Origin of the sequence: Marinobacterium profundum (assembly GCF_001528745.1) — a bacterium.
Classification (GTDB): domain Bacteria; phylum Pseudomonadota; class Gammaproteobacteria; order Pseudomonadales; family Balneatricaceae; genus Marinobacterium_A; species Marinobacterium_A profundum.
In genome coordinates this window covers 67,489-89,748 of sequence record NZ_BCNS01000098.1, presented here as the reverse complement: position 1 = coordinate 89,748, position 22,260 = coordinate 67,489, and the positions used below count along the sequence as shown (strand labels likewise).

Annotated in this window: 22 protein-coding genes; 13 read left to right on the top strand and 9 right to left on the bottom strand. The window is 60.6% G+C overall.

Annotation, left to right across the window (positions count from 1 at the left end; genetic code table 11):
• The first annotated feature begins 16 nt into the window (after positions 1 to 16).
• The 6 genes from dctP to MPRO_RS08355 all read left to right on the top strand — a co-directional run bounded on the left by dctP (position 17) and on the right by MPRO_RS08355 (position 4,456).
• Positions 17 to 1,015, top strand: a complete 999-nt coding sequence (gene dctP / locus MPRO_RS08380) for a TRAP transporter substrate-binding protein DctP (RefSeq protein ID WP_067290285.1) — start codon at positions 17 to 19, stop codon at positions 1,013 to 1,015.
• Between the two features lie 73 nt (positions 1,016 to 1,088).
• Positions 1,089 to 2,210, top strand: a complete 1,122-nt coding sequence (locus MPRO_RS08375; RefSeq protein WP_067290281.1) for an NAD(P)/FAD-dependent oxidoreductase — start codon at positions 1,089 to 1,091, stop codon at positions 2,208 to 2,210.
• Positions 2,188 to 2,376 carry a hypothetical protein gene (locus MPRO_RS08370; protein WP_067290278.1) on the top strand — a complete coding sequence of 63 codons (189 nt, stop codon included), beginning with the start codon at positions 2,188 to 2,190 and terminating at the stop codon, positions 2,374 to 2,376. Before MPRO_RS08375 ends, MPRO_RS08370 begins: the two co-directional genes overlap by 23 nt.
• The gene (locus MPRO_RS08365) at positions 2,354 to 2,689 is read left to right on the top strand and encodes a (2Fe-2S)-binding protein (RefSeq protein ID WP_067290274.1); all 336 of its coding nucleotides are present in this window, start codon (positions 2,354 to 2,356) and stop codon (positions 2,687 to 2,689) included. Before MPRO_RS08370 ends, MPRO_RS08365 begins: the two co-directional genes overlap by 23 nt.
• Positions 2,686 to 4,074 (top strand): FAD/NAD(P)-dependent oxidoreductase, encoded by a 1,389-nt coding sequence (locus MPRO_RS08360; protein ID WP_067290270.1) that lies wholly within the window; start codon positions 2,686 to 2,688, stop codon positions 4,072 to 4,074. The genes MPRO_RS08365 and MPRO_RS08360 overlap by 4 nt, the downstream gene beginning before the upstream one ends.
• 31 nt (positions 4,075 to 4,105) lie before the next feature.
• Positions 4,106 to 4,456 (top strand): RidA family protein, encoded by a 351-nt coding sequence (locus MPRO_RS08355; protein ID WP_067290267.1) that lies wholly within the window; start codon positions 4,106 to 4,108, stop codon positions 4,454 to 4,456.
• A gap of 257 nt (positions 4,457 to 4,713) precedes the next feature.
• Here MPRO_RS08355 and MPRO_RS08350 read toward each other — a convergent pair whose 3' ends face one another.
• The gene (locus tag MPRO_RS08350; RefSeq protein ID WP_067290263.1) at positions 4,714 to 5,541 is read right to left on the bottom strand and encodes an ion transporter; all 828 of its coding nucleotides are present in this window, start codon (positions 5,539 to 5,541) and stop codon (positions 4,714 to 4,716) included.
• Between the two features lie 345 nt (positions 5,542 to 5,886).
• On the opposite strand from MPRO_RS08350, the gene MPRO_RS08345 reads away from it, so the two are divergent.
• The 5 genes from MPRO_RS08345 to MPRO_RS08325 all read left to right on the top strand — a co-directional run bounded on the left by MPRO_RS08345 (position 5,887) and on the right by MPRO_RS08325 (position 12,502).
• Positions 5,887 to 7,077, top strand: coding sequence for an ABC transporter substrate-binding protein (locus tag MPRO_RS08345; RefSeq protein WP_067290260.1), 1,191 nt, complete (start codon positions 5,887 to 5,889; stop codon positions 7,075 to 7,077).
• A complete protein-coding gene (locus MPRO_RS08340; RefSeq protein ID WP_102136289.1) occupies positions 7,074 to 8,066 on the top strand; it encodes a YVTN family beta-propeller repeat protein in 993 nt (330 codons plus the stop codon). The genes MPRO_RS08345 and MPRO_RS08340 overlap by 4 nt, the downstream gene beginning before the upstream one ends.
• On the top strand, positions 8,066 to 8,803 hold the full coding sequence (locus MPRO_RS08335; RefSeq protein WP_067290256.1) for an ABC transporter ATP-binding protein: 738 nt from the start codon (positions 8,066 to 8,068) through the stop codon (positions 8,801 to 8,803). The genes MPRO_RS08340 and MPRO_RS08335 overlap by 1 nt, the downstream gene beginning before the upstream one ends.
• Complete coding sequence (locus MPRO_RS08330; protein WP_281177157.1) at positions 8,800 to 9,756, top strand: ABC transporter permease; 957 nt, start codon at positions 8,800 to 8,802, stop codon at positions 9,754 to 9,756. Before MPRO_RS08335 ends, MPRO_RS08330 begins: the two co-directional genes overlap by 4 nt.
• 139 nt (positions 9,757 to 9,895) lie before the next feature.
• Positions 9,896 to 12,502, top strand: coding sequence for an AMP-binding protein (locus tag MPRO_RS08325; RefSeq protein ID WP_067290253.1), 2,607 nt, complete (start codon positions 9,896 to 9,898; stop codon positions 12,500 to 12,502).
• A gap of 62 nt (positions 12,503 to 12,564) precedes the next feature.
• Here MPRO_RS08325 and MPRO_RS08320 read toward each other — a convergent pair whose 3' ends face one another.
• A complete protein-coding gene (locus MPRO_RS08320) occupies positions 12,565 to 13,674 on the bottom strand; it encodes an alcohol dehydrogenase family protein (protein ID WP_067290250.1) in 1,110 nt (369 codons plus the stop codon).
• Between the two features lie 181 nt (positions 13,675 to 13,855).
• On the opposite strand from MPRO_RS08320, the gene MPRO_RS08315 reads away from it, so the two are divergent.
• The gene (locus MPRO_RS08315; protein ID WP_067290247.1) at positions 13,856 to 14,725 is read left to right on the top strand and encodes a LysR family transcriptional regulator; all 870 of its coding nucleotides are present in this window, start codon (positions 13,856 to 13,858) and stop codon (positions 14,723 to 14,725) included.
• Positions 14,726 to 14,813: 88 nt separating this feature from the next.
• Here the strand turns inward: MPRO_RS08315 and MPRO_RS08310 are convergent, their stop codons facing one another.
• From MPRO_RS08310 to MPRO_RS08300, 3 genes are all read right to left on the bottom strand, one after another.
• The gene (locus MPRO_RS08310) at positions 14,814 to 15,545 is read right to left on the bottom strand and encodes a siderophore-interacting protein (RefSeq protein WP_067290243.1); all 732 of its coding nucleotides are present in this window, start codon (positions 15,543 to 15,545) and stop codon (positions 14,814 to 14,816) included.
• Positions 15,546 to 15,593: 48 nt separating this feature from the next.
• Complete coding sequence (locus tag MPRO_RS08305) at positions 15,594 to 16,040, bottom strand: MarR family winged helix-turn-helix transcriptional regulator (RefSeq protein WP_067290240.1); 447 nt, start codon at positions 16,038 to 16,040, stop codon at positions 15,594 to 15,596.
• Between the two features lie 80 nt (positions 16,041 to 16,120).
• Positions 16,121 to 16,300: a hypothetical protein gene (locus MPRO_RS08300; protein ID WP_067290237.1), complete on the bottom strand. Its 180-nt coding sequence runs from the start codon at positions 16,298 to 16,300 to the stop codon at positions 16,121 to 16,123.
• A 232-nt stretch (positions 16,301 to 16,532) separates the two neighbouring features.
• Here MPRO_RS08300 and MPRO_RS08295 point away from each other — a divergent pair, with 232 nt between their 5' ends.
• On the top strand, positions 16,533 to 17,786 hold the full coding sequence (locus MPRO_RS08295) for a dicarboxylate/amino acid:cation symporter (protein WP_067290234.1): 1,254 nt from the start codon (positions 16,533 to 16,535) through the stop codon (positions 17,784 to 17,786).
• A 233-nt stretch (positions 17,787 to 18,019) separates the two neighbouring features.
• On the opposite strand, the gene MPRO_RS08290 is transcribed toward MPRO_RS08295, so the two are convergent.
• From MPRO_RS08290 to MPRO_RS08275, 4 genes are all read right to left on the bottom strand, one after another.
• Positions 18,020 to 18,724, bottom strand: coding sequence for an NAD(P)H-dependent oxidoreductase (locus MPRO_RS08290; protein WP_067290231.1), 705 nt, complete (start codon positions 18,722 to 18,724; stop codon positions 18,020 to 18,022).
• A 146-nt stretch (positions 18,725 to 18,870) separates the two neighbouring features.
• Positions 18,871 to 19,815, bottom strand: a complete 945-nt coding sequence (locus MPRO_RS08285; RefSeq protein ID WP_067290228.1) for a LysR family transcriptional regulator — start codon at positions 19,813 to 19,815, stop codon at positions 18,871 to 18,873.
• A 48-nt stretch (positions 19,816 to 19,863) separates the two neighbouring features.
• Positions 19,864 to 21,156 carry an MFS transporter gene (locus MPRO_RS08280; RefSeq protein WP_082708579.1) on the bottom strand — a complete coding sequence of 431 codons (1,293 nt, stop codon included), beginning with the start codon at positions 21,154 to 21,156 and terminating at the stop codon, positions 19,864 to 19,866.
• 139 nt (positions 21,157 to 21,295) lie between these two features.
• Positions 21,296 to 22,180, bottom strand: a complete 885-nt coding sequence (locus MPRO_RS08275) for a DMT family transporter (protein ID WP_216821270.1) — start codon at positions 22,178 to 22,180, stop codon at positions 21,296 to 21,298.
• Positions 22,181 to 22,260 lie beyond the last annotated feature (80 nt).

Genomic DNA, 22,260 nt, shown 5'->3' with positions numbered 1-22,260 from the left:
AACCCAGGAGAGAAAAATGAAAACATCCCTGCTCAAGCCGCTGGCACTCGCCATCACACTCACGGCCTCCCTTGGCACCAGCCTTGAAGCGGCCACGCTGAAACTGTCCCATGTACGCCCGCAGGACACGGCCATCGATGTGGACGCCAACGCCTTCGCCGCCGATGTCCAGAAGGCCACCGAGGGTGCCCTGAAAGTACGCATCTATCCGTCCAGTGCATTGGGCGACTACACCCTGGTACAGGAGCGCGTGGGCCTGGGCGCCATCGATATGGCGGTACAGCCGCCGGCCTCCAGCGCCGACAAGCGTTTCCAGGTGATCTACATGCCCTATATGGTAAAGAACTGGGACGACGCTGAACGGGTGTTCGCCAAGGGTTCTCCCATACGCCAGACCGCAGCCGAACTCTACGCCGAGCAGGGCATCCGCGTACTGGGCGCCTGGCCGGTGTACTTCGGTGGTGTGGCCCTGAACCGGGACATCGCCGACGTCGCCAACCCCGAGATTGCCAAGGGTGCCAAGCTGCGTGTGCCACCCATCAAGAGCTTTCAGATGACGGCTGACAACATCGGCTTTATTGGCTCGCCGCTGCCCTTCTCCGAAGCCTTCACCGCCGTTCAGACCGGCGTGGTGGATGGCGTTATGGGCTCAGGCGCCGAGGGTTACTACGCCTCGTTTCGCGATGTCACCAAGTTCTATTTGCCCATCAATACCCATTTCGAAATGTGGTATTTGCTGATCAATGACGACATCTACGGCGAACTCGAAGACACAGAGCAAGACGCGCTGAACGCCGCCGCCGAGCGTTTTGAAACCGCACGTTGGAAAAACGCCCGCAAGGATCAGGCCCGCAACGAGAACCTGCTGGCTGAAGCTGGCGCGACCCTGGTGCCGGTAAGCGATGCCCAGCTAGACGCCACCGCCGCCATTATCCGCGCCACTGTCTGGCCGGAAATCCTCGACGATATCGGTGCCGACTGGGCGAACGGCGTGCTGACCAAAGCACTGCAGTAACCCTGAAAGCCCGGTGCCCAAGCGGCATCGGGCTCTGTACACAGTATCCACACTTTGCAAAAAGGTAACCCCTATGCAGGCAACCTCACACGCGGCCCGTACGGCGGACCTGTGCCTTGTCGGCGGCGGCCTCGTTGGCCTCGCCGTTGGCCTGGGCCTGCAGCGCAACGGACTCAAAGTCACCATTCTGGATGAAGGCGATATTGCACTGCGCGCATCGCGTGGCAACTTCGGACTCGTCTGGGTTCAGGGCAAGGGTGACACCCTGCCCGACTATGCCACTGTCACCCGTCTTTCGGCCCGTCTATGGCCCCAGTTGGCCCAGCGCCTGCAGGACGGTACCGGCATTGATATCGAACTGCAGCAGCGCGGTGGGCTTTACCTGTCGTTGAGCGAACAGGAACTTAGCGCGCGCGAAGCCATGCTCTTGAAGATGCAGCACCAGGCCGGCGGCGAGTATCCGTTTCAGCGCCTGGACCTTAAACAAGTGCGCGAATTTATCCCCCAGGCAGGACCCGAGGTCACAGGCGCCACCTGGTGTCCCGAAGACGGCCATCTGAACCCGTTGCGGTTGTTGCGTGCGCTGACCGAACTGTTTCTGCGCCAGGGCGGGCAGATCCGCAACAGCGGCCGGGTGAGCCGGATTACGCCGCTGACCACCGGCTTTCGCCTGGCCACACCCGAAGGCGACTGGCACTGCGACAAGGTGGTGCTCAGTGCCGGCCTTGGCAATCGGGACCTTGCCCCCCAGGTTGGCCTGTCCGCCCCGCTGGTGCCCAATCGCGGCCAGGTTCTGATCACCGAGCGCGTGCAGCCCTTCCTGCACTACCCCACTGGCCATGTTCGCCAGACAGGCGAAAGCACGGTGCAGATCGGCGACTCCAAGGAAGATGTGGGCTTTGACAGCGGGACGACCACCGAGGTGATGGCCCAAATCGCCGCCCGTGCCACCCGCATGTTCCCGCTACTGCGTGATCTGCGCATGGTTCGCGCCTGGGGCGCACTGCGCATCATGACCCCCGATGGCTACCCCATTTATCAGGCATCCAGCCAGTATCCCGGCGCCTACCTGGTGACCTGTCACAGCGGTGTAACCCTGGGTGCACTGCACGAAGGCCCCATTGCTAACTGGATTGCCACGGACACCAATACACTACCACTGGAGGCCTTCCATGCCCGGCGCTTTGAAAGCTGAATGCATCAGGACTGCTGACAGTAACCTGCTGACCAGCCACAGCGGTCTTACCCCTTGCCGCCTACGCCTGGGCGCACTGCACGAAGGCTTCGTGGCTAACTGGATTGCCACGGACACCAATACACTACCACTGGAGGCCTTCCATGCCCGGCGCTTCGAAATTTGAACGGCTGGCCTACGCCAGCAACGACTGGATACAGGTGACGGTCGAAGGCCAGCCTGTACAGGTTCGCCCCGGTGACAGCGCCGCCGCTGCACTACTCGCCGCCGGCCAGCCAGCGGCACGCACCAGTGCGGTCAGCGGCGACCCGCGTGCACCCTACTGCCTGATGGGCATCTGTTTCGAATGCCTGCTGGAGATTGATGGCGTGCCTAATGTACAGGGCTGCATGGTGCAGGTGGCAGACGGAATGAACATCCGCCGCCAGCAGGGTGCACCTGTGCTGAATGACAGCCTCGCAGAAGGAGTTCCGGCATGAGCAACCATGATGTTGATCTGGCGATAATAGGTGCAGGCCCCGCCGGCATGGCGGCGGCCGCAACCGCCGCACAACTGGGACTGAAAACCGTTCTACTGGATGAGCAAAAGGGTCCTGGCGGGCAGATTTACCGCTCCATCATCCAGCCGGCACCCGCCGATGAAAAGATCCTCGGCAAGGATTACTACCATGGCCGCAGCCTGGCCCTGGCGCTTAAAAATTCATCGCTGGATTACCGCCCAGGCACCAGCGTCTGGGCCCTGGATCAAGACCTGAGCCTCAGTCTGTCCGGCAACGGCCAGAGCCAGCGTATTCATCCGCGTCGTTTGCTGATCGCCACCGGTGCCCAGGAAAGGCCGGTTCCCTTTCCTGGCTGGACACTGCCCGGCGTCATGACCTGCGGCGCCGCCCAGATCCTGCTTAAAAGCAGCGCCCTGGTGCCGGCCCAGCCGCTGATACTGGCTGGCAGCGGCCCTTTGCTGTTGCTGATCGCCGCCCAGCTACACCGCGCCGGTGTGGCCATTGAGGCCATCCTGGATACAACCCCGCGCAAGCACTACCTTACGGCGCTCAAATACCTGCCGGGAGCCCTGCGTAATCTGCCGCTGCTCGCCAAGGGCGCCGGTCTGCTTACAGAGCTGCGCCGTGCCGGCATTCGCCGTATCACCGGCGTCAGTGAACTGCGGGCACTGGCCAGCCCCGACGGGACACTGGGCCAAGTGTGCTTTCGCCAGGGCAAAAAGGAACAGACCATCAGCGCCGCCACCCTGCTGGTACATCAGGGGGTTGTGCCCAATGTACAGCTCAGCCGGTCACTCAACCTGACGCACGATTGGGACAAGCTGCAGCAGTGCTGGCGCCCCCATATCGATTCCTGGGGCGAATCCAGCCTGCCAGGCCTCTTTGTCGCAGGCGATGGCGCCGGTATCGCGGGTGCCCTGGCCGCCGAGGCCTTCGGTAAACTGGCCGCCCTGCAGATCGCGCAACAACTTAATGTGATCAGTGAGCAGCAGCGCGACCGACAATCACAGGTTCCACGTCGCACGCTCGACCGGCAACGGGCCATTCGTCCCTTTCTGGACGCACTCTATAGCCCCGCGAGGGAGTTCCTGCTGCCCGTAGATGACACCCTGGTGTGTCGCTGTGAAGAAGTGACCGCAGGGGAACTGCGCCGTCTCGCCCGGGACGGCTGCCCCGGTCCCAACCAGGCCAAGGCCTTCTGCCGCGCCGGCATGGGGCCCTGCCAGGGACGCATGTGCGGACTGACGGTGTCGCAGCTTATGGCCGATGAGCGCCAGGTGCCCAACAGCGAGGTAGGCTATTACCAGATCCGCTCGCCCATCAAGCCGCTGAGCCTGGGCGAGCTGGCCGACAGTGCCAATTAATTGAATTCCTTCGAACAATCAGGAGATACAGATGAGCATTGACCGTTATGAAACCGCCAGCCGCATGAGCCGTGCCGTGGTGCACAATGGCGTCGCCTACCTCTGCGGCCAGGTCGCGGCAGACCGCAGCGCCGATATCACCGGCCAGACCGAAACCATGCTGGCCAAGGTCGATGCACTGCTCGAGTCGGTGGGCAGCCAGCGCGAGGGGATACTGTCGGCCACAGTCTATATCCGCGATATTAAGGACTTTGCCGGCATGAATGCCGTCTGGGATGCCTGGGTACCCGCGGGTCATGCGCCGGCCCGCGCCTGTGTCGAAGCCCGCATGGCAAGCCCCGAATTGCTGGTGGAAATCTCGGTGATAGCCGCGATTGACTGAAAACACCCCGGTCTGGGCCCCCCGTGGGCCCAGACGTTTACCCTGAGTCGATAGACAGTCGCCGCCAGAGCGCACACCCGCACTGCGGCGGCGACACCGCACTTCAACGGCTAGGAATCAGCGGCCCTGATGCAGCGCCAGCAGGCTCATCCCGCCTCCCCAGGCTCCACCGACACTCCGCCGTATTCTGATGCCATGCCAAATCCCTGCCAGGCCAATGGCTTTGTCTATATCAGATGAGACTCAGGATGCGGCCGTCAGTCGCGTTTTTGCAGCAGCGCTTCCATGCGTGACAGCTGTTCGCGCATGGCCTGTACATCGCTACGCAGGCCATGCAACTCAGCCGCCTCGCCCTCACCGCTTTCGAGCTCCATCTGCACGCTTTCCTTTTGCATCACGTCCAGCACTATGCCGATCATCATGTTCAGGAACACGAAGGAGTTGAGGAATATAAAGGTGATGAAGTAGATCCAGCTGTAGGGGAAATGCTCCATGGTGGGATAGAGCACCGCCGTGGCCCAGCTCTCGAAGGTGGCCACCTGGAACAGCGTCAACATGGCCAGAGCAATATTGCCCCACAGCTTCTCGTTCACTTCGTGGAACAGGAAGCTGCCGATGGCGCCGTAGATATAGAAAATGATGAACATCAAAAGTGCCACGTAACCCATACGCGGAATGGACTTGAACAGCGCCGTCACCAGCATGCGCAGTTCGGGAATCATCGACACCAGCCGCAGCACCCGGAAGATGCGCAGCAGCCGCGCCAGCAACACAAGCTCCGAGTCATCCAAGGGCACAAGGCTGGCCACAACTATTATAAAATCAAATACATTCCAGCCTTTTGTGAAGAAGTCTCGCAAGCGGCGTTCGCCCGCCATGCGAATCGTTAACTCCAGCAGAAAGAAGGCGGTCACACCCAGATCCAGCACACGCAGTGCCTGCTCGAAGCGGCTGGTCTCCGAATAGGTTTTGGCGCCGACCAGCAAGGCCGACACAATGATGATGCCGATGACCAGGGCTTCAAACAGCTTGTTGGCACGCAGGCGCTCAAAGCGCGCCTGCAGGTTGGGAATGGCTTCACTCATGGGCAACTCGTCCGCAAACAGAAGGCGTGATCCGCAGGGGCGGCACGCGGGAAACGCCGCGGATTATCGCCCATCTGACACGCCAAGCAAAGCGCCTGCTCGCAAAGCTCGACCAATACAAGACTGTCTGGCCGCACAGAGGCTGCCAGCGTGCACCAGCGATCCTGGTCCCCCTCTACCACAGCCTCAAAAATGCTACTTCAGTACCAGTCGATCGGTACTTTCTGCATATTTCGCGCCCTTTGCCTGCACCCTATGCTGGGTTTTCATCGCCACAACAATAATCACGGGAAAGACGGTTTCATCATGCCTTGCCTTCATTTTCATCAGCGCCTGAGCCTGTTTATGAGCGCGAGCCTGCTGCTTTGCTCATTGCAGGCTCCTGCGCGAGCCGCTGATAAAGCCCCAGCGACCGGGCTTGAAGTGCGCGTCGGCTACCTGAGCTACAGGCCCGCAACGCCACCGGCACTGTCCAACGTACTCCCAGAACCCAGAGACTCCGGCCTGCGCGGTGCCGAGCTTGGTATTGCTGACAGCAATAGCAGCGGGCGTTTCCTCAAGCATCATTACCAGCTGGATCAGCTAAGCAGTGACGACCCCGATACACTGCTGCGCCAGGCCCTCGCCTGGCAATCCAGCGGTATCAATCTGATCGTGGCGGATTTGCCCGCCGCGGAACTTACCCGCCTTAGCCAGACCCTGGGCAGCCGCGCGCTTATCTTCAACGCCGGCAGCAGTGATGACGAACTGCGTACCGACCAGTGCCTTGGCAATGTGCTGCATACCCTGCCGAGCCGCGCCATGCTTACCGACGCCCTGGCCCAGTGGCTGGCATCACGCCAGTGGCGCAACTGGCTGCTGATCAGCGGCAGCGAGCCCGAAGATCAGGCCTATGCCCGGGCGCTGCACCGTGCCGCCAAGCGCTTTGGCGGCAAGATCATCGACGAAAAGGCCTGGAGCTTTGATACCGATCTGCGCCGCACGGCCCAGAAGGAAATGCCGCTGTACACCCAGGGCGGCAATTACGATGTGGTGGTGCTGGCGGATGAGCGCGGCGACTTTGGCGAATACGTGCTCTACAACAGCTGGCTGCCCCGCCCGGTGGCCGGCACCCAGGGGCTGACGCCCGTCGCCTGGCATCGGGTGATTGAGCAATGGGGCGCCGCCCAGCTGCAAAGCCGTTTCGAAGACCAGAGCGCACGCTGGATGCAAAGCCGCGATTACGCTGCCTGGGCGGCGGTGCGCTCTATCGCCGAGGGCGTCACTCGGCTGCAACAGATTGAGGCGCCGGCGCTGCGCAACTTCGTGCTCTCCGACGAATTCTCCCTGGCCGCCTTCAAGGGCCGCAAACTGAGCTACCGCCCCTGGAGCGGCCAATTGCGCCAGCCCATTGCCCTGGTACACCCAAGGGCACTGGTATCCCAGTCGCCGCAGGAAGGCATTTTGCACCCCGTCACAGACCTCGACAGCCTTGGCTACGATGCGCCCGAAAGTCGCTGCGCCTGGGCCTACACCACAGATGGAGCCGACCAATGAGCCTCAAACACGCCGCCCGGCATCGCCTTGCCTCCTGCCTGACCCTGGGCCTCCTAGCCCTGGGATATCAGTGCAGCGCCCAGGCGGAAGTCGTTTATGTCTCCAACGAGAAGGATGACACCCTGTCACTGATCGACCTGGACAGCCTTGAGGTCATAGATACTTTTGCTGTCGGCCAGCGGCCCCGGGGCATTACCCTCTCCGGTGATGGCAGCAAGCTTTACATTTGCGCCAGCGACTCAGACACAGTGCAGGTAATGGATCTTGCGACACACAAGATCATCGCCAGTCTGCCCTCTGGGGAAGACCCGGAACAGTTCGTGCTGCACCCCAATGACCAATTGCTCTATGTCGCCAACGAGGATGACGCCCTGGTGACGGTCGTGGATGTGAACAGCCACCAGGTGGTGGCGCAGATAGATGTCGGCGTGGAGCCCGAGGGCATGGCGGTGAGCCCCGATGGCAAGTGGGTAATCAATACCAGTGAAACCACCAACATGCTGCACTGGATCGATACCGCCACCAACCAGCTGATTGACAATACCCTGGTGGATCAGCGCCCGCGCCACGTGGAATTCAACCGGGATGGCTCCCTGCTCTGGGCCAGCTCTGAGATCGGCGGCACAGTATCAGTGGTCGATGTGAGCACGCGCCAGATCATTCGCAAACTGAATTTCGAAATCCGCGGCGTGCACCGCGACAAGATTCAGCCGGTGGGCATCAAGCTCAGCAAGGATGGCCGCTATGGTTTCGTGGCGCTCGGCCCTGCCAATCATATAGCCGTAGTGGATGCCAAAACCTATGAAGTGCTGGATTACCTGCTGGTGGGCCGTCGCGTCTGGCACCTGGAATTCAACGGTGATGAATCGCGCCTGCTGAGCGCCAATGGCGTCAGCGGTGACGTTTCGGTGATTGATGTCGACAAGCTGAAGGTGATCAAATCGATCAAGGTAGGCCGCTACCCCTGGGGCCTGGCGGTTAAACCCTGATGGCCATCGTCGTCGAAAATCTGGGTTTCAACTACGGTGCGCGCGCCGCCTTGAGCGACCTCAGTTTTGAACTGCAGCCCGGCAGTTTCAATGCATTGCTGGGGCCCAATGGCGCCGGCAAGAGCACTCTGTTCGGTTTGCTCACCCGGCTACTGGCGCCGCAGCAAGGTGATATACGTCTGTTCGGCCTGCCGATTCGCCAGCATGCCGGCGCCGTGATGCGCCGCCTGGGGGTAGTGTTTCAGCAAGGCACTCTGGATCTGGATCTGAGCGTGGCACAAAACCTCGCCTATCACGGTGCGCTGCAGGGGCTGCCCCGACAGCATGTGCAGACACGCATGCGCGCAGAACTCGATCGGCTGGAACTGGGCGATCGGCTGCATGAACGGGTACGCAATCTCAATGGCGGTCATCGTCGCCGCGTTGAAATCGCCCGCGCACTGCTGCACCGCCCCTCAGTGTTGCTGCTGGACGAAGCCACCGTTGGTCTGGATACCCAGACCCGCGCTGCACTCAATGACTATGTGCGTCGTCTGTGCCAGGAAGACGGCCTCACCGTACTCTGGGCCACCCATCTGATCGAGGAAATCGACGCCGATGACAGGGTGTTGCTGCTGCACCAGGGGAAACTGCGCGCCGACAACAGCGCCGCCGGCCTCTGCCGCAGCACCCGTACGATAAACCTGACGCAGGCCTTCGCCAAGCTGACCGGTCCACAGCAGGAGATGCAGCCATGAACAGCACCATAGGCACGACACCTGGTACTGTCCCGGTTTCCGGATCCGCCCGCCCTCACTCAGCCACAGATTCCAGCCAAGATAAGCCCAATGACAGCAGCCTGATCCACACCGACAGCGGCACGATAATCACCGCTGGTTTCTGCGCTGGATTGTCCGCCTATGGGCACTGCTTTGGCGGCATATTGATGCGGGAGTATCTGCGCTTTGTACAGCAGCGCAGCCGTTTTCTCAGCTCTCTGGTGCGTCCACTACTGTGGCTGGTGGTGTTTGCCTCAGGCTTTCGCGCCGCCCTTGGCGTGGCCATAATTCCGCCCTATGAAACCTACATCACCTACGAGACCTATATAGCGCCTGGGCTCTGCTGCATGATCCTGCTGTTCAATGGCATGCAGAGTTCGCTCTCGATGGTATACGACCGCGAAATGGGCAGCATGCGGGTGCTGCTGATGAGCCCGCTGCCCCGCAGCTGGCTGCTGCTGTGCAAGCTGATGGCCATTGGGCTTATCTCACTGACCCAGGTCTATGCGTTTCTCGCCCTCGCCTGGCTGGTGGTTGATTTCGATCCGCCATTGATGGGCTATATAACCGCATTGCCAGCGCTCTTCCTCACCGCCCTGCTGCTGGGAGCCATCGGCCTGTTTCTGTCGACCCATATACGCCAGCTGGAAAATTTTGCCGGCGTAATGAACTTCGTCATATTCCCGATGTTTTTTATCTCCTCCGCCCTCTACCCCCTGTGGAAGATGCGTGAAGCCAGCGAGTGGCTTTACTGGCTGTGCCTGGCCAACCCCTTTACCCACGCCGTGGAACTGGTGCGTCACTCGCTCTACGGCCAACTCAACCTGGCCGCCCTGACCATCACCGCAGGCACCACTTTGATGTTTGCCCTACTGGCGATTCTTGGCTTCAACCCCGAGCGCGCAGCAGCTGGCGGCAAGGTCACAAGATGAGGCGCCCTTCGCTAGCGAACTACTAATACGACTTACTCGTATTTACAAAAGGGAATAGGAACTACTCTCATCTGTCGTTACAATAGCCGGCTGAGTCCCCAGACCCTATTGCACGCGTACGACACGAGTAGTTACGGTAATGTTTTTCGATCTCGATCGCCTCCGGGCCTACGGCGCCCGCCCCTGCCTGCTGGACAAGCATGGCGCGACACTGAGCTATGCAGAGTTCGCCGAACAGGTCGCAGCCTTCGGTCAGGCCCTTGGTGAGAGCCTTGTTCAAAAGCAGGATCAGGATGGCGGCCGCAGGCTGATCGCCATAGAGGCGGCCTCTGACCCCACAGCGATCATCGCCTATATCGGCGCCCTGGCCGCAGACCATGCGGTGATGCCGATACCCGCAGGCGATCTTGACACAGCGCTGGCGCTCGAACAGCGCTTTCGCCCGGCAGCCAGCTTTCGCCACATCGATGGCCGTTGGCAACTGCTGACACACCCGGGGCCGGCGACGCCGTTGCATTCGGATCTGGCGCTGCTGCTGCAAACCTCCGGCAGCACAGGCCAGGGACGCGGCGTGCGGCTCTCCGCCCAGGCGCTGCAGGCCAATGCCGAATCCATCGCTGACTATCTCGAGCTCAACGCGGCTGATCGCGCCGCACTGATCCTGCCGCTGCATTACTCCTACGGTATCTCGGTACTGCATTCCCACCTGCTGCGCGGGGCCAGTCTCTGGCTGCATCCGGATTCAGTGCTGACAGCCGGTTTCGGCACCGCCCTCGCGGCCAGCGGCGCCACTAACCTTGCCGGCGTACCGCATCATTTCAGCCTGCTCGAAAGTGCCGGCCTGGACAAGGCGCTGCCTGCCAGCCTGCGCTTTCTTAGCGTGGCGGGCGGCGCGATGGCGCCCCGCAGTGTAGGCGAATGGGCGGCACGGATGGATGCCCGCGGGGGCCGGTTCCAGGTCATGTACGGCCAGACCGAGGCCTGCGCCCGGATCGCCTGGCTGCCGCCTGCGCTTGCACAACAGGCACCTGATGCGGTCGGCATCGCCATCCCCGGCGGAGAACTTGCGCTGCGCGATGAGCGCGGTGGCACCATTAAGGCCCCCGAGGGCGAAGGCGAACTGATTTACCGCGGCCCCAATGTAATGATGGGCTATGCCGAGAGTCATGCGGACCTGGCACGGGGCGCCGAACTCGATGAACTGGCCACCGGCGACCTGGCCCGGCGCGATAGTCACGGTATTTACCGCATAACGGGGCGGCTTTCGCGCATGTCCAAGATTGCAGGCCTGCGCATTGGCCACGACGCTCTCGAGCGTGCCCTCGCCGATGCCGGGCGCGAGGTCGCGGTCTGGGGCGATGACCGACGTATCGGCATCGCCGTTACCGGCGCCACCCTCGATGCCGCACAGATACAGGCACGCGCAGTACAACTCACCGGCGTCGGCTCGCAACATTTCGATATCCGCCTGACGAGCGACCTGCCAAGGCGCAGCAACGGCAAAATCAATTATCCGGCGCTGAAGGCACAGCCTGACAACCGGCCCCGGAGCAAAAGCGTACTGGCCGCCTACCGCGCGACCTTCGCCCCGCGCCCCGTGCACCCCAGGGATACCTTTGCGAGCCTGGGCGGCGATTCGCTGTGCCATGTGGAGCTGACGCTCGCCCTCGAGGAGCGCATCGGCGGCGTACCCCAGGGCTGGGAACGCATAACCATCGCCGACCTCGAACAGGCCCGGCCACCCCAGGGCCACAGCGTGCCCACCGAACTGGTGGCGCGGGTGCTGGCGATACTGATGGTGGTTGTATCGCACCAGACGCTCTGGCCGCTCTATGGCGGCTCGGCGGCGATGATCATTCTGATGGGCATGAGCGTTGCTGCCTATCGCTGGGATGCCCTTGTCAGTGGTGACATGCGGGCCTATTTCACCCCAATGCTGGGTGTGCTTGTGCCCTATTACGCGGTACTGACGGGCTATTCGCTGGCATGGGGCGAGGTACCCTGGGTCTCGGCGCTGCTACTCGGGAATTTTGCGCTCACCACGCCCGAGACGCATCAGATGCTGCCCTATCTCTACTGGTTTGTTGAGGCGTACGTTCAAATCTCGCTGCTGATCGCCATACCCTTTTTGATCCCTGCGCTGCGACGCAGGCTGGCAGGGGAACAAAACTCGAAAGACGCACAGCGCTTCGGTTTCGGCCTTTGCCTCTTCGGGCTTGCTGCCATCCTGCGCTTCAGCATCCCCGAAATCTGGCCCATGCAGGGCCGTGCGCTCTTTACGGTGCCCTGGGTGCTCTTTATGTTCGCGCTTGGGTGGTGCATCAGCACCGCTCAGACGCAGCGCGAGCGGCTTATCACTTTGGGGCTTGCCTGCCTGATCATGCCACTGGCGGCCTATGTGGGCGGTAACTGGCACGGCGGCTGGATCAAGTATATGAGCCTGCTCGTACTCGTGGGGCTGCTGTGCTTCGTGCCGCGTGTCCGTTTGCCGCGCCGCACCATACGGCCTGTTATGCGACTCGCCCAGGCGGCGTTTCCGATTTATCTGTTGCATCGGCTGGTGCCTGAAGTTCTGCTGCCGCTGGCCGGCATCGAGGAACGTGGCCCGGTTACCGATATAATCGCCATCACCGGTGGTATCGGCCTCGGGCTGGTCGCCGCCACCGTGCAGCGCCGCCTGCTGTCGCGGCCATGGATACGCAAAGACACAGACGCCGGGCGTCTCGCCGGTGCCGCGAACTCATAGCAAAAAAGAGCGAGGGCATTAAAGCACCCTCGCTCCTTTGGTTGTGTGAAGCGCCGCTGCTGTTAAAAAATATCCTGCGGCGGAATCATCACCAGCTTGCCGATAAAGGCCTTGGCGACAAATTCTTCCTGCGCTTTTACGATCTGATCCAGCGGGTAGGTGCCGGCCACCAGCGGGTGAATCTCACCCCGCTCTATATAGCCAATCAGGTTTTCGAACACAGATCGCGGCTGCCAGGTGCAGCCAAAGAAGCTCAAATCCTTCAGGTAAAGGGTGCGTACATCCAGCTCTACCAAAGGGCCTGCAATGGCCCCGGCCACTGCATAGCGCCCGCCCCGGCGCAGAATGTCACAGAGTTGCGGCCACTGCGGGCCTGCCACCAGGTCCACCACCAGATCAACGCTGTCCGCGCCCAGCGCCTCAACCAGATTTTCACCCCGGGCAACCACTTCATCGGCGCCCAACGCCAGCACGGCACTGCGCTTGTCAGCCCCGCACAGGGCAACAACATGGGCGCCGCGGCGCTTGGCCAACTGTACCGCGGCGGAACCCACACCGCCGGATGCGCCTGTAATCAGCACTCGCTCGCCTTGTTTCAAGTCCGCACGCTCCAGCATGCCCTCGGCCGTGGAGTAGGCACAGGGAAAGGATGCCAGCTGCGCATCGCTCAGGGTGCTATCAATGGCGAAGGCCTCGCTGGCCCGCACAACGGCATACTGCGCGAAGCCGCCGTCCAGTTCCGATCCAAAGGTGACGCAGTCGTAGTCATCTCCCGTGTCAGATGACGCCTGCATCGGCCGCACCAGCACACGCTCGCCGATGCGCCCGCGTGCCACATGCGCGCCCACCGCCACGATTTCACCACAGCAGTCGGCACCCTGGATACGGGGAAACTGAAGCGCCACGCCAGACCAGCCAGCATCGCCATCATTAACAGTGTCAAATCCCTGGGTTGCGCCCATACCGGTGTCACCGGTCACGCCCTTGGAGTACCAGCCGATACGGGTATTGATATCGGTATTGTTAACCGCCGTCGCACCGACTCTGATCAGCACCTCGCCCGCTTTGGGGCTGGGCAGCGGAAGATCCTGTCGGTAGTGCAGCTTGTCCAGGCCACCGTGACCTGTCAGTTGCACAGCCGCCATACGGGATGGAAGTGTGGGAATATTCATGTCACCTGCCCTGAATTCGGATGGGTTAAGTATTCAAACTGAAGTAATCACTTGTTGACCACCTTAGGAAACCGGCATACTTCAGTCAAACGAATAAATTTAAACCAATAAATCATATTATCTGAATAACCTGCTTAGCCTCGCCCGCGGGTCTGGGCACTGCAGATTACAGGGAGGCCCCGTGGATCCATTACTCGACCTAGAGTTACTGCGCACCTTTGCTGAAGTCGTAAAGGCGGGCGAACTGAAGAAGGCCGCCGCCGCGGTATTTCGCTCCCAAGCGGCGGTCAGCATGCAGATCAAACGGCTGGAGGAACAGGTCGGCACGCGCCTGCTCGAACGCAACAACCAGGGTATCCAGCTCACCGACGCAGGCAACACCCTGCTGGATTACTGCCAACAGTTCCTGCGCCTGAACAGCCTGACCCTGGCCGCGCTCAGCCAGGATCAGCTCAGTGGCCGAATCAACTTTGGTATCCCCACGGACTATGCCCAGGATTTTCTGCACAGTTTCATGCCACTGCTAAAGCAGGAACTGCCAAAGCTTGATGCCCGCATCACCTGTGATCGCAGCCGCACATTGCGTGATCAGGTGGAGCGCGGCGAACTGGATGTGGCGATCGTTTCCGGAGAACCCGGCTATGAGAATGAGGCCATGCTCTGGTCTGAACGGCTGGTCTGGTCGGCTCCCGCCGGCTTTCAATACGAGCCGCAGGAGCCACTGCCGATAGCCCTGTTTGAGGACAACTGCATCGTGCGGGACCTGTGCCTGGCCGACCTCAAGCGCGCCAAAATTGCCTATCAGCCGGTGTTTACCAGCCCGGTGATGGAGAATATTGCCGCCGCCGTGCAGGCCGGCCTGGCGGTATCGCTGCTGCCGGAATCCACGTTACGAGTTATACGTTCACGCCCGCTGCCGCCGGGTCTGCTACCCGGTGATCATCTGTTGCGGATCAACCTGATCTGGTCGCCGCTGATCGACAAAGTGACGCTGGAGCGCCTGACTGCCTGCATGCGCCTTACGGCCTCTCAATATAACCGTCAGTCATGACCCTGATGCCGTCAGTACTGGAACCATAACCAAGATCAAGACCCAAGACTTCGGCTTTCCTGGGCTTTAGTCGCCCGATCAGCGGCACTCAGGCAGACGCCTGTTTCAGCGCCTTGTGCGCCTCTTCGCCGACGCCCAGCTTCCAGTAGCTGGAAATATACAGGTTGCTTCTGTCCAGATCGGATTGGGCGCGAAAGTGCTCTCGCAGCACCCGCATGCTGGAAAATTCACAGGCACACCAGACATAGGGACGCCCATCCAGCCAGGGCAGGCTCTGCACTTTATCCAGCAGGCCATTGTCATCAGTGCCGGGATGCGGGTTGAGCACCCAGTGGATTTCGATGTTCGCCGGGGCACTTAGCACCTGAATATCCGCCGCAGTGGCAACCTCGATAACGGCATAGCCCCTGGCATTTGGAGGAAGCTGCTCCAGATTCACACTAATGGCCGGTAATGCAGTCATATCCCCGACCATCAGCAACCAGTCGGCGCTCGTATCGACCATTTTTTTGGGACCTGGGCCACCCACCATAATGCGATCACCCAGCTGGGCCTCCTGTGCCCAGCGAGACGCGGGGCCAGTATCCTGATGGACCACAAAATCAATATCAATCTCGCCCGCGCGCTGCGCCCGTACTGTATAGGTACGCATAAGGGGGCGGGCACCGGCATCGCTCGGAAACATCAATTTAACGTAAGCGCTGGCCTGATCGGCCGGAAAATCATCCATGGCGCTGCCACCTAAGGTGAGGCGCAGCATATGGGGACTTAGCTGGGTTCTACTCAACAGCGTCAGTTCGCGCGGTGCAGGTCGGTTCATGGGATCTCCGGTTAAATGTATGAATTAAAACAGTCCACGCAGTGTTGATTAACCTGGCGGGGCGGCAAGATTGCCCGTCATGGCGTTGGCCAGCCGAATAAAGCTTTGCATTTCTTCATGGCTCAATCCCTGGGCCATCTGCAGCCCCGCATCCTGCTCGGCGTGCGCGATGCGCTCCAGCACCGCGCTGCCCGCCTGGGTCAGACGTAAAATTTGACTGCGGCGATCTTCAGGGTTGGGGTGCTTTTCAATCAGCTCTGCGGCCAGTAAATCCTGCAGCAAGCGGGCAATCTGTGCCTTGTCGCGCTCCAGCCGGGTGACGATCAGTTGCGCAGTACAGGGCTGTTTGCTGCGCAGATGATAGTGAATCACCTTCAGGGTGCGAATGTGCGAGATGGCCAGGTCAATCCCATGGGCCTGGAAAGATTGGCGCATTGCCCGCTTATAGGCGTGGAGTAGCCGGTGCAGCGCTTCTCCGACAGGGCTTTCAAGCATGATGATCACCGCCTCTTGGTTGATAGAGTCAACTATAAAGCTGCAGGTTGATAATATCAACTATATTATCAACCCTCCCCTTAGTGAACAGCGCCTTGGCGCGAATAGTCTCTCATGGCCAGATACGCCTTTAGACTCATGGGCGCACGGCCGGTGAAGCGCTCCACCGTATCACTCAGCACCTCGAACTCGCCCACAGCGATGGCGCTATAACTCGACACCCAGCCATCAAGCTCAAATTGCGGAGCCTTGAACTGCACCCGGGACCCATAAGCTTCCGGCAGCGATTCTTACACAGAGCGCCCCTCCTTTTACCTTTTACCTTTTACCTTTCACCTTTTACCTTTCACCTGCCTTTACCTCGCCCCTCACCCCTGAGTCGAGCTTCTTATTCCATAAAGTTATTAATTTTACTATTGATATACCTTTTATCTGATACCACAATAGCCCGCCTCGAAAACCACCTCGCAAAACCCGATTCACGGAGAGTCCATGTCCGTCACGCGCCAAATCCTGCTCGCCCTTGTGCTGGGTATCATTACTGGCCTTGCGCTAAACGCCGGCGCCAACGCCCTGCCCCCAGGCAGCGTGGCCTGGCTGGATGCCAACCTGCTGACGCCGGTAGGCAAGGTCTTCCTGCGCCTGCTGCAATTTGTTGTTGTCCCCATGGTATTTGGTGCCCTGATTCTGAGCCTGACCAACCGTGAGGCCGGTGCCGATGTGGGCCGTTACGCCAGTCGCCTGCTGATCAGCTATGTACTGACAAGTGCCGTAGCGCTGGCACTGGGTATGCTGGTTGCCCAGTGGCTGACACCGGGCACGGGCACCGAGAGTCTCGTCAGTCAGGCGCCCCAGGGTCGCAATGCGGACAGCCTGAGCCAGTGGCTGGTCGGGCTGGTGCCGAATAACCCCTTCGCAGCCCTGGGCGGTGGCAGCCTGTTGCAGGTTATTTTCGCGGCGGCGCTGATCGGCATCGCCATGCGTGCACTGCCGCAGGAAAGCGAGCCTCTGCGCGGCCTGATCGAAAGCGGCTACCGGGTGAGCTTGAAGGTACTGGAATTTGTGTTGAAGCTGGCGCCTGTCGGCGTCTTCGCGCTTATCACCTCGGTCATTGCGACCCAAGGGCTCGACCTGCTGCAGCGCCTGGGGATGTACGTGATGGGCCTGACGCTGGCGCTGGCCTTGATGGCGCTGCTGTACCTGGTGCTGCTGGGGCTCACGGGCGCACGACCAGGTGATTTCGTGCGTCACTTCGGCCAGAGCCTGGGCTTTGCCTTTGGGACCGCGAGCTCCGGGGCAACCTTGCCACTGGCGATCGGCAACGCGCGCAGCTACGGCATGAACGAATCCCTGGCCAGCTTTGCCCTGCCCTTTGGCACCGCGCTCAAGCGTGATGGCGCGGCCGTGCTGCAGGGCTTCAATGCCCTCTTTGTCGCCCAACTGTTCAATGTCGATATCACCACCTCACTGGTGATTACGGTCTTCACCACCGGCTTGCTGGTGAGCTTTTCCACCGCCGGCGTGCCGGGCGCCGGCCTTGTGGCGATGACCACAGTGCTGGGCGCTGCAGGCCTGCCACTGGAAGGCGTTGCGGTGGTGGCCGGGGTCGACCGTTTTACCGATGGCCTGCGTACCGCCCTGAACGTGATGGGCAACTGTGCCAATGCCGCCTTGCTCGAACGGCTTGATGGCCGCGCCCGGCAGTCATCTCCAGCCGCTGTAGCAAAGGAAGGCCCCGCTGCCTGAGGTGATTCGTGATTACGGGAACCGCGGCTCAGTGCGATAAAAAACGGGCGCCCCCTAAAAGGAGCGCCCGTTTTTTTGGCCCGGATTCGACTCAGGCTTTTTTAAACAGCTGAACCGATATCCGCAGTTCGTCCTTGCTGAAAGCACCAACAAAGGCCTGAAAATGCTCCGAAGCACCATGGGACTACAGTGCAGCCAAACCCACGCCGTCTTCGCTTCCTCGATGAAAGAGATCAGGCCCAGGTGACCATCTGATCCAACGCGCGACGGGTCTTGGGATGCGCCGGTGCATCGGCACGGTAGCCAAAGGCCACCATTACCGCGGGCTGATAGATGGCCGGATCGATATCAAAATGCTCTGCAAGCACGACGCTTGTCTTGTCCATTTCAAAACCTTCAATCGGGCAGGAATCGATGCCCATGAGCGCGGCAGTGGTCATCATGTTCGCAAGCGGGATATAGGCCTGGCGGGCCGACCAGTCGGTGATCTGGCGATCGCCTTCGATATGGAAATCCTGCTCCTGGAACTTCTGGTAGGCACCGTTAATAAACCCGATGACATCATCCGGCAGCTGCTTCACGTCTTTCATGTGCTTTTGCAGGTAATCCGAGTGGTGCGTCATGGTGGCGCCGGTATGGGCGAGCAGGATGGCGAAATGACTGGCGGTACCCAGCTGGCCAGCCGAACCATTGAAGGCACCGTTGGCGCCCCAGGTAAAATCGCGGAACAGCTCGCGTTTGGCGGGATCCTGCACAACCAGCAGGTGCCAGGGCTCCATGCCAAAAGAGCTCGGCGACAGGCGCGCAGACTGGAGAATGGTTTCGAACTCGCTGTCATTGATCTTGCGGTCGGCGTCAAACACCTTGGTGGCATGACGGAAATTAAACGCCTGGACGATCAGGTCCTGGATATCGGATGTGACGGCTTGCTGGGTCATGGTGTGTGCTCCGTAGTTGATGGGCACAGAGTATCGACCTCATCGGCACAGCACTATCGAGCAAAACCCGAAAACATTATCCCGCCAGACGGAATAATTGCCCTAAAACAGTTTTCCCTTCATTGATAATCAGGCGGCTCACGCCATTAACCATCGATACGTACCGCACCGTTCTCATCGATCAGGCTGGCGTAGCGCCCGGCATTGGTTTCGACAATGCGCGCCTGCATGAAATCCAGAAACGCCTTGACCCGCGCTGCCATAATGCGACCGGGCGGGCGCACCGCCCAGATTTTCGCCTCGGGCCAGACACGGTACCCCGGCAACACCGGCACCAGACGGCCCGCTGCAATATCGGGCCCTGCATACCACAAGGACGCCAGGCCAATACCCATCCCCGCCAGCACCCATTCACCCAGCGCCTCCCCCAGGTTGACCGACACAGGCCCCGACACTTTGACGTCGTGCAGCGTCCCATCCGGTGCAATCAGCTTCCAGGCACGGGTATCCCCCAGGGGCAGACAGGCATGATCGGCCAGGTCCTGCGGAACTTTGGGGTGCCCTGCCCGGGCGAGATAATCCGGCGATGCCACCAGTGCCAGCGGGTTGTCATCGATCTTGCGCGCCAGCAGGCTGGACGGCGCCAGGTCACCAATACGAAAGGCCAGATCGACCCCCATCTCAACGATATCCACCACCGTATCGGTCAGGTGCAGATCCAGTGTCACACCGGGGTACAGGCGCAGGAATTCCGGCACGAATGGCACTATATGGGAGCGCCCAAATGACGCCGAAGCCGTTACCCGCAGTGACCCCGAGATCCGTTGGGTGGTTTGCGACAGTAGGTTACGGGCGGCCTCAACCTCATCGAGAATGCGTTTGGCATGCTCCAGCAGGAGCTCGCCATCCGGCGTCAGGGACACCGCCCGCGTCGTGCGGTTGAGCAGCTTGACCCCCAGCTCCTCTTCCAGTGCTTTGAGTCGCTGCGTCGTGTTGGTCGCGGACAGGTTGAACTCGGCCCCTGCCCGGCCAATGGCTCCGAGTGAGGCTACGCGAACAAACAGCTCCAGGTTCTTCAAATCAAAAGACAAATGTTCACTCCAGTGTCACGCCTTAGTCTGAAACAAGCTTCACATCCGTCAGACTCCGGCTGAGCGTTCCGCGGCCTTGCTGCCGGATTCTCCGCCGTTGCCTTTGGCTCCGTTCGTACCCGAGGGCACCGGGCGCATATCAAGATAGTCCCGCTTCACAAGGCTGGGGAACCAGTACACCCAGAGCGCCACCACACCCAGAGTACCCACACCGCCGACAATGATCGCCGGCACTACCCCCAGCCAGGCGGCCATGACGCCGGACTCGAATTCGCCCAGCTGGTTGGAGGTACTGATAAAAATGGAATTGACCGCGCTGACACGGCCACGCATTTCATCCGGTGTTTCGAGTTGCACCAACGTCGAGCGGATCACCACGCTCACCATATCGGCGGCGCCCATAATCAGCAGCGACAGGATCGACAGCCACAACATCTCGGACAGACCAAATACGATGGTCATACAGCCGAATACCGCCACGGCGATAAACATCTTCACGCCCACGGTGCGCTTCACCGGGCGCCAGGCCAGGTAAACCGACATCAGCACAGCACCCACGGCCGGCGCACTGCGCAACAGCCCCAGACCCCAGGGCCCGGTTTCCAGGATGTCACGGGCGACAATGGGCATCAGCGCTGTGGCGCTCCCCACCAGCACGGCCAGCATATCCAGCGATATAGACCCGAAGATCACCGGATTTTTCCAGGTAAAGCGCAGCCCGCCCAGCATGGAGTCGAGGGTCACCGGCTGCTTCTTGCGCGCTTCATGCCGATAGCGCAGATTCGCCAGAATAACCGCCGAGAGCAGGCACAGCAGCGTGCTGGTACCGTAGAGCGCGCCGGCACCAAAGATATAAATCACACCGCCGAGCGCAGGCCCGACAATGGTGGTGGCCTCACGCCCCGAGGCCGTCCAGGTCAATGCTGGCGCCAGCAGATCAGCGCTGACGATATTGGGCACCATGGCCTGGGTCGCCGGCATCTCGAATGCCCTCGCCGTGCCCATCACCACGCAGCAGCCATAGATAATCGCCGGGCTGATAATGCCCAACACACTGGTCACGGCCAGCACCGCGATGCTGGCTGTCAGTACCAGCCGGCACAACATCATGATCTTGTGGCGGTCGTTGTTATCGGCCACGTGGCCGGCGTAAAGCGTCAACACCAGCTGTGGCAGATAACGCGCCAGGCCCACCAGCCCGAGACTCAGGGCGCTGTCGGTTAGGTTGTAGATCTGCCAGCCGAGCCCCACCATCAGCATCTGGAACGCCAGCGACGACGCCATCTGGCCGATCCAGAAACGCATGAAAGTACGATGCTTGAAAAGCGAATTGGACGTCATTTGAATCCCTGCAAACAGACCGATAACAGCGCATCGCCAGGCGCGCGCTGCAGTATGGTACTGAATAACATCGGCCAGTCACATCCAGGGCTGGGATAGCTGCCAAAAACGGTGATGCTTAAGAGGTGGAACACGCAGGTTAGGGCGTGCGAGATCGGGCTATGCTCATGGCATAAAGACCGCTGAGAATGACCACCGATGCCCCCAGCAAGGTGCCGAAGTCGGGAAATTCGCCAAAAACCACCACCCCGAACAGGGTGGCAAATACCAGAAGACTGTAGTTGAACGGCTGCAGCAAGGAAGCCGGGGTATATTCCAGCGCCTTGATCAACAGCAGATGGGCGGTAATGCCGGTGGCAGCGATAACGCCCAGCAGCGGCCACTCCTGCAGGGTAGGCGCGCGCCAGGCCGGAAGACCAAAGGCAGTGGCGACCACACAACCCACCAGCGCCATATAGAGCATACTGGTGGTAAAGCCATCGCCGCGGCTGACTCGCCGGGTCAGCAGATTGTAAACAGCAAAAGCCAGGGCCGCAGACAGTGCGATCAGGGCCTCGGGCCTGAAGACAGCGTCACCCGGTCGCAGGATAATCAGCGTACCTGCAAAGCCCAGACCTACCGCCAGGCGACGCTGCCAACCGACATGCTCGCCCAGAATGGGGCCCGCCAGGGCAATGGCGAGCAAGGGAAATACCGCCAGCAACGCATGGGCCTCGGCAAGCCCCAGGTAGCGCAGCGACAAATTGAAGAGTGCGACCTCGCCAATGGCCAGCAGAGAGCGCAGCAGCTGCAGCCGTGGATGGGCGGAACGCACCGCCTTCATGAGCCCGCCGTTATAGTGCGCATAAATCAGGGCGAAGACCGCAAATGCCCAGTAGCGCACCAGCAACAGCTGGGTTACCGCCATCTCCTGTATCAGCATTTTGACAATGGCATCCTGGCCGGCAAACACCAGCATCGCCAGCAAACACAGCAGTATGCCCCTGCGGCTGTTTTCACTCGTAACCTGCATTAGTACACTCACGGCCCCTATCCTTATGTAATCCCGCCTGTACCCTGAAGCTCGTATCGCCCAGGGAAGTATTGCGGTCGAGCGTTAAACTC